This is a genomic window from Clostridium sp. KLE 1755, from assembly GCF_000466465.2.
GTDB lineage: Bacteria > Bacillota > Clostridia > Lachnospirales > Lachnospiraceae > Eisenbergiella > Eisenbergiella porci.
In genome coordinates this window covers 50373-56921 of sequence record NZ_KE992719.1, presented here as the reverse complement: position 1 = coordinate 56921, position 6549 = coordinate 50373, and the positions used below count along the sequence as shown (strand labels likewise).

Below are 6549 nucleotides of genomic sequence, written 5' to 3'. Positions count from 1 at the left end.
GGAAGTTTTCGGGGCTGGGGCGGGGGGCTGTTTCCCATGGTCGGACGCAAAAATGGGGTATTTCTAACCGCAGCGATTTTCCTGTTGCTGTCAGACGGCGCAGAACTCCTCACTGCGTTCGTCAGACAGCGTCGTCTAAACAGACAGCAACAGGAAAATCGCTACGGTAAGAAATATCACCATTTTTGTGTGACTCCCTTGGGAAACAGCCCCCCGCCCCAGCCCCGAAAACTTCCGCCCCGGTGCGTACGGCCGCCCCTCTCCATTCGCTTCCCATTCAGGCTATGAAGGGCTTTAGGAAGGGATTAAGAGATAGAGATGAATATAAAAAACAATTTGATGAGTTGTAAGTGGTTAATTGTTTGCGATTTTGGCTTTTATCAGGGCGGATAATATTTATCAGTTGGTGGGTTGTGGGTTGATTTTGGGGGGAATGTCAATTATTATGGAGGGTGGTGTTTGTTGGGGGATTCTTTTTTCAGGAGGGATGTTGGTATGAATCAGGAGAAATTGTTTCGGTCTACGGGCTCGTATATTGCGGGGACGGGGTTGATTGAGAGTGTGAATGTGGCGGTGGCTTTGGAGAAGCCTTTATTGATTAAGGGGGAACCGGGGACAGGGAAGACGGTGTTGGCGCAGGCGGTGGCTGAGGCTTTGGGGATGGATTTGATTGTCTGGAATATTAAGTCTACTACCAGGGCTCAGGATGGGCTTTATAGCTATGATACGGTTAAAAGGTTGTATGACAGTCAGTTCGGGGAGGCCGGGGTAAGCGATATTTCAAGGTATATCCGGCTGGGTAAGCTGGGGGAGGCGTTTTCGCATGAAAATCAGGTGGTTTTGCTGATTGATGAGATCGATAAGGCCGATTTGGAGTTTCCTAATGATCTGCTTTGGGAGCTGGATCGGATGGAGTTTTATATTCCGGAAACCGGAGTGACCGTGCGGGCGAAGCATAGGCCGGTTGTTATTATTACTTCTAATGCGGAGAAGGAGCTGCCGGATGCTTTTTTGCGGCGGTGTATTTTTCATTATATTGATTTTCCGGACAGGGAGCTTCTTGAGGAAATCGTAAGGACGCATTTCCCTGAGGTGGAGGATAAACTGCTGGGTGCGGCGGTTTCGGCGTTTGAAGAAATCCGTTCCATACGGAATTTGCGTAAAAAGCCCGGTACCTCGGAGCTGCTGGATTGGGTGAATGCACTGCAGCTTGGCGGGATTTCCGGGGAAGTCCTTGAGAAAGAGCTGCCGTTTCCAGGGGTGTTGTTGAAAAAGGATGAGGATTTGGATGCTTTGAAAAAGCATCGTTTTCTGTAAGGAGCGGGGTTATGTTTGAGGCCTTTTTTGTGGTTTTGAAGGGGAAGGGAATCGCGGTTACTCCCGGGGAGTGGCTTTCTTTACAGGAGGCGCTTGATAAGGGGCTGTGCGGCTGCAGCCTTTCTGATTTTTATATGCTTTCCCGGATGCTTCTTGTAAAAAGGGAGACGGATTATGATAGGTTTGACCTGGCTTTCGGGGAATTTTTCCAGGGGATTGAAAAGGGGACGGCGCTTTCTTCCCGGCTTCTGGAATGGCTGGACAAGCCTGAAATTAATGATCTGCTTCAGGAAAAAAGAAGCGAGGGCGCGTTTTCTTTGGAACGCAGGGAGGAAAGCGCGGAGGAAACGGAGGCCCTTCTGGAAAAGAGGCTGAAGGAGCAGACCAGCGAGCACAATGGCGGAAGTTACTGGGTGGGAACTATGGGCCGTTCTTCTTTCGGGAATACCGGCGCCAGCGTGGGCGGTATCCGGGTGGGTGGCAAATCGGGGCATCAGTCGGCTTTTGCCGTCATGGGCGAGCGTAAATATAAAGATTTCCGGGATGACAGGATCATTGACAATCGTCAGTTCCAGCAGGCGCTGCGGCGGCTGCGGCAGTATTCCTCGAGGCAGGATCTTCCCCGAACCGATCTGGATGTGGAGGGAACGATAGATAAAACCTGCCAGAATGGCGGTTTTCTTCAGGTTGTTATGGAAAAACCGCGTAAAAATGCAATAAAGCTGCTGCTTCTCATGGATTCCGGCGGTACGATGCTGCCTTATTCGCAGCTGATGAATGAGCTGTTTCAGGCGGTGAGCAGGTCCAATCATTTTAAGGAAACGCATTTTTACTATTTCCATAATTGTATATATGGGAAGGTTTACCAGTCCCCTGTTTGTGATTATGGCGACTGGATTGATACGGAATGGCTGGTTCGGAACCTGAAAAGCGATACCCGTGTGGTGATTGTGGGTGATGCCGCCATGGCTCCGGAGGAGCTTTATTCGCCTTCGGGCAACTACCGCGGTCCCAATGACGGGCTTCCCGGTATCGGCTGGCTGGAGCTTATGAAGGAGCATTTCCGGAAAAGCGTGTGGCTGAATCCTAAAATGGCGCAGGGGAACGCGCCCTGGAGGGAATCCGAAACTGCGGTTAAGGGAATATTTCCCATGTTTCCCATGACTGTAAAAGGATTGAAAGAGGCCATGGAGGAACTGATGCAGGGATAGCCTGCAATGCTGCAGCAGCCCGGAGATCCGAGCTGTTACAGTTGGTTCGCTTCATGGCCTTTTTGTTACTTTCCTTCGGTCGGCACAGTAAATGGGCAGGCCTGACCGAGTATTACTGATTCTATTCCTTTATCCAATAACTGGAACAGTCGCTGGTGCGATCCAGGAAACCGTATTCAATCATAAGTCTGCGGATGTAAGGGAAATCGTCGTTGATTCTTTTCAGAATGCGGTTTACTTCTGTTTCCGTGTATTTTGTACCCGGTTTGAAATTTTCTGCTATTTTACGAAGTATCACTACTTTTCGCTTCTCTCTGGCCGGGATTTCCTTTAAATGTCCGTTTTCATCAAAAAAAGTCCCCAGAATCTGCGTTCTTTCTTCCTCAGTAATCACGTACCTGTCATCCACCATGGAGGCTGTCCGGTGCGGTTCGCAAAGCTTCTCACCGGGATCGTTTTCCTCTGTGGGCACGGATTCTTTCATAAGCTCCATTATCGCAAGGAATACTCTGGCCTGCCGTTCCTTTTCCCGCAGCTTGAAGCGGTGGTTCCTCACCGTTGACTGGGCAATCTTCTGTCTGGCGGCTATCTCCTTATCGCTTAAGCCCTCTGCCATCGCTGCCAGGATGGCGCTTTGTATTTCCGAAACGCCTGCAAGGCCGGAATTTAAGAGGAAATGGAGCATGGATCCATGTTCTTTTTCAAGATGCAGCTTCATCCTTTTTCCCGCATCAAAATATCTTCCCTCAAAAGGGAAAATTTCCCCCTTCTCATAGGTTTCACCGCAAATGAGACATTTCATTTCTTTATCGTTTTCCCGGCAGCCTTTTTTCAGTTCTTCCGTATCGGCGCTGAAAAAAAGTTCGTTTCTGCTTTCCATATTGTCGTAAGCCATATTTTTCTTCCTCCCTTGGTGATACTATATTTTGTTTGTGTCCCAGCTGGTTGTTCCGGCATTCTGTAAACTGCGGGGCTTTATACATATACTGCATATACTGCGTGAATCAACATAAATTTTTTCGTCCTTTCACTGGCATTTCCGCACTGTCATTTATCCCGGCCTACTACTAACCTGCTATTTATTATTATGATTGCCCATGCATGAATTATACTATCATAAATTAATTATGTCTATATATAAATAGATATTTGTTATATTTGTTTGCAATAATTTTCAATTATAGTATACTGAAACTGTTCAGCACCTTCACAGTTACTGCCAAAATCCATCCCAAGCCGCCTTCAGCGATAGATTCTGACATTCCTGAGTCACTTTCTTACAACCAGCCCTTCACGCTGGCCTGTACAGCGGAAATTAAAAACCTGATTACCTGGCATGAGCCTCCTCTCCTAAACCTGGCATGAGCCTCCTCTCCTAAACCTGCCAAAAACTACAAGGGCCGCAAAATCAACATTTCAGATGATTTTGCGGCCCCTGCCTGTAATATTCTAATACTGTGCGGCATTACAATTCTCTTGTACTGCCGATTTCAAGTAGATTGCCCTCCGGGTCGGCAACATAAAAGTTGCGAATACCAAAAGGATAGGTGATAGGTTCTCCTGTCGGAAACTGTACATTCAACTTTGACAGCCGCTCATATTCCGCATCCACATCAGCAAAACTTGGTAACCAAAGGGCGATTTCAAATGTCTGATTGATCCCCTTAGGCGGGATATAGTTCTCCCCGATTGCCTTAACAAATTCCTTCCTGCTGTACAGCCAAAAGGATAATTCACCCCCAGCTGTTTCAAATTCAGCAAAATCCCCTCCATCCCACTGCGTTTGAAGGCCCAGCGTATCCCTGTAAAATCGAACCATAATATCCATGTCGCCCGCGAGTATACACGACCCTATCCTAACATGACTTCCATCCACTGACATGCTCCCCTTCCTTATTGTGCGTATTATCCGCCAACACATTCTGTGCCGCTGACAGCGAACTAACCTGTGTATTTTCCTCCGGGGTATTCTCCACGGTATTCTGTTCTGTGTCCTCTGTATTCTGCACAATATCCTCTACAATGTTCTGCACAGTTTTTTGTACAGCGCCTCCCACAATGTTCTGGACTATTTTCTGTGCGGCATCTCCCACGAATTTATGCACGGCTTTCTGCGGTGTATCCTGTACAGCATCCTGGGCCGTATTCTGCAGCGTATCCTGCACGGCATCCTGGGCCTCCTGCATTTCCGTTTCCGTTCCCTTTTCCTTTTCCACTTCCGCATTCGGATCGATCAGCCTGCCTGTGCAAACCGGCTGCACGGTTCGTTCCACCAGAATATGAAAAACATCTATTCCGCCGCTTTCTTTTATGGTATTCAGCAGGAAGCCCATTTTCCCGCCGATATCCGTCAGAGAGTCCAGGCCTTCCATAATCACTTCTTTTCCTGGTGTCTCATCCCAGTGGGCCTCCAGCGTATCCCCATCAAAATACAGCTTTACCTTCCGTCTGCAGGCCTCCTCCAGGAATGCAAAATCTATTTTCAGCACCATCCTGCCGTCCTCATCCGTGGAAAATTCCCCCTTGACGCCAAGGCGGTAAATGTCCCCATGGAAGGATACGTTGGCGGCCGCCGCCTTCACAAAGCCGATTTCCAGCGAAATTTCCTCTTCGCCCTCAAACAGGTGGATAAACAGCCTGTTTCCTGCGGCGGTAAAACCGATTTTCCCAATTCCGTCGGTAAAATTATTATGAAACACCTGCATCATCAACGGCATAAGGCCCACATGCTTTTCTTCCATTTCATAGGTTTTGCCGTCCAGATAATGGATTCTGTTCTGCCGCAGCGTGCTACGGATGTAAACAGCCTTCCGCTTTTCCCAGCCGCCCTTTTCAATGACCGGAAGGCCGGTCCGCCTCCCCTCCATTTCTTCAATTACATGCTGCAGCATGATCTGGCTGCGCAGATCGTCAGGAAGCCTGGAAGGCGGATTATAGTCACCTTCAAAATATTTTTTGACAATGCCCAGCAGCACGCAGTTCTGGAACAGCTCCTTGCTTCCCGCATTGGTCACTACCACCATGTTCAGATCACGGTAAGCGAGCACATCCTGCCCCAGCATGCCGTTATAGTTAAAAGAGCCTTCCCTGCCGCCCATCCACATCTGATAGCCATAACCGTAGCTGCTCATTTCCGAAGGCGTTTCCATATGCAGGGTGCTGGAGGTCCTTACCCATTCCTCCGGGACGAGCTGCTCACCCTTCCAGTTTCCGTTCTGCAGGTACAGCATTCCCAGCTTGGCTGCATCCTCCGGGCAGATAAAAAGCCCCCAGCCGCCCTTGGTAATGCCCTTGGGACAGGTTTCCCAGAAAATCCTGCGTATGCCCATCGGTTCCCATAATCTGGGCCGCAGGTACTCCATCAGGCTTTCCCCGGTAATTTCCGTAATCATTGCGGAAAGCATATAAGTGTTCATGCTGTTATATTCAAAATCGCGTCCCGGCACGCCTGCCAGCCCTGATTCCAGATAGCCTCTCACCCAGTCGTTCCCGGACACAATTCCCGTTTCATTAAAGCTGACGCAGCTGGTCATATCCAGCAGGTTTTCCACGGTGACATCCTTCAGCCGGAAAATATTGAACAGATTTTTCCTGGTATGGAATACATCAATCACCTTATCGCCAAGCTTCAGCTTTCCCTCCGCAATCAGCATGCCAATGGCCATGCCTGTAATGCTTTTGCACATGGAATAGCTTGCATGCCACATCCCCGCAGGATAAGGGGCAAATCCGCATTCACAGATGACTTTCCCATTGCGCACCAGCATAATCTGGTGAATATCAATGCTCTCATGAAGCGCCAGATCCTTTAAAAAGGCTGCAATACGGGCGGAGGATATCCCCTGCGTTTCGGGAATCGCCCTTTCCAGGGGCTGTTCCGCTTCTTCCCGCCCCGGAAAGCCCTCTCCAAAGGGAAATGCCGGCTTCTGCGGGAAAAAATCCACCTTTCCCACATTCCCGGTTTTCCTCGCTATCATGTTCCAAATCAGTTCCGCTACTGCCAATTCCGTTTTTGCCATAT

At 49.0% G+C, this 6549-nt stretch carries 5 protein-coding genes; 2 read left to right on the top strand and 3 right to left on the bottom strand.

Annotation, left to right across the window (positions count from 1 at the left end):
* Positions 1 to 495 precede the first annotated feature (495 nt).
* Both HMPREF1548_RS15625 and HMPREF1548_RS15620 read left to right on the top strand, forming a co-directional pair.
* Positions 496 to 1317 (top strand): AAA family ATPase, encoded by an 822-nt coding sequence (locus tag HMPREF1548_RS15625; protein ID WP_021637265.1) that lies wholly within the window; start codon positions 496 to 498, stop codon positions 1315 to 1317.
* Between the two features lie 11 nt (positions 1318 to 1328).
* Positions 1329 to 2528 (top strand): VWA domain-containing protein, encoded by a 1200-nt coding sequence (locus HMPREF1548_RS15620; protein ID WP_021637264.1) that lies wholly within the window; start codon positions 1329 to 1331, stop codon positions 2526 to 2528.
* A 121-nt stretch (positions 2529 to 2649) separates the two neighbouring features.
* Here the strand turns inward: HMPREF1548_RS15620 and HMPREF1548_RS15615 are convergent, their stop codons facing one another.
* The 3 genes from HMPREF1548_RS15615 to HMPREF1548_RS15605 all read right to left on the bottom strand — a co-directional run bounded on the left by HMPREF1548_RS15615 (position 2650) and on the right by HMPREF1548_RS15605 (position 6547).
* Positions 2650 to 3423 (bottom strand): DUF2087 domain-containing protein, encoded by a 774-nt coding sequence (locus HMPREF1548_RS15615; protein WP_021637263.1) that lies wholly within the window; start codon positions 3421 to 3423, stop codon positions 2650 to 2652.
* 570 nt (positions 3424 to 3993) lie between these two features.
* Positions 3994 to 4410 (bottom strand): VOC family protein, encoded by a 417-nt coding sequence (locus HMPREF1548_RS15610; RefSeq protein WP_021637260.1) that lies wholly within the window; start codon positions 4408 to 4410, stop codon positions 3994 to 3996.
* Complete coding sequence (locus HMPREF1548_RS15605) at positions 4385 to 6547, bottom strand: serine hydrolase domain-containing protein (RefSeq protein ID WP_021637259.1); 2163 nt, start codon at positions 6545 to 6547, stop codon at positions 4385 to 4387. Before HMPREF1548_RS15605 ends, HMPREF1548_RS15610 begins: the two co-directional genes overlap by 26 nt.
* Between the last annotated feature and the right edge of the window lie 2 nt (positions 6548 to 6549).

What these genes read in the sequence shown, in the direction of transcription:
- HMPREF1548_RS15625 (WP_021637265.1), top strand. Translation starts at nt 496, where the DNA reads ATGAATCAGGAGAAATTGTTTCGGTCTACGGGCTCGTATATTGCGGGG.
- HMPREF1548_RS15620 (WP_021637264.1), top strand. Translation starts at nt 1,329, where the DNA reads ATGTTTGAGGCCTTTTTTGTGGTTTTGAAGGGGAAGGGAATCGCGGTT.
- HMPREF1548_RS15615 (WP_021637263.1), bottom strand. Translation starts at nt 3,423, where the DNA reads ATGGCTTACGACAATATGGAAAGCAGAAACGAACTTTTTTTCAGCGCC.
- HMPREF1548_RS15610 (WP_021637260.1), bottom strand. Translation starts at nt 4,410, where the DNA reads ATGTCAGTGGATGGAAGTCATGTTAGGATAGGGTCGTGTATACTCGCG.
- HMPREF1548_RS15605 (WP_021637259.1), bottom strand. Translation starts at nt 6,547, where the DNA reads ATGGCAAAAACGGAATTGGCAGTAGCGGAACTGATTTGGAACATGATA.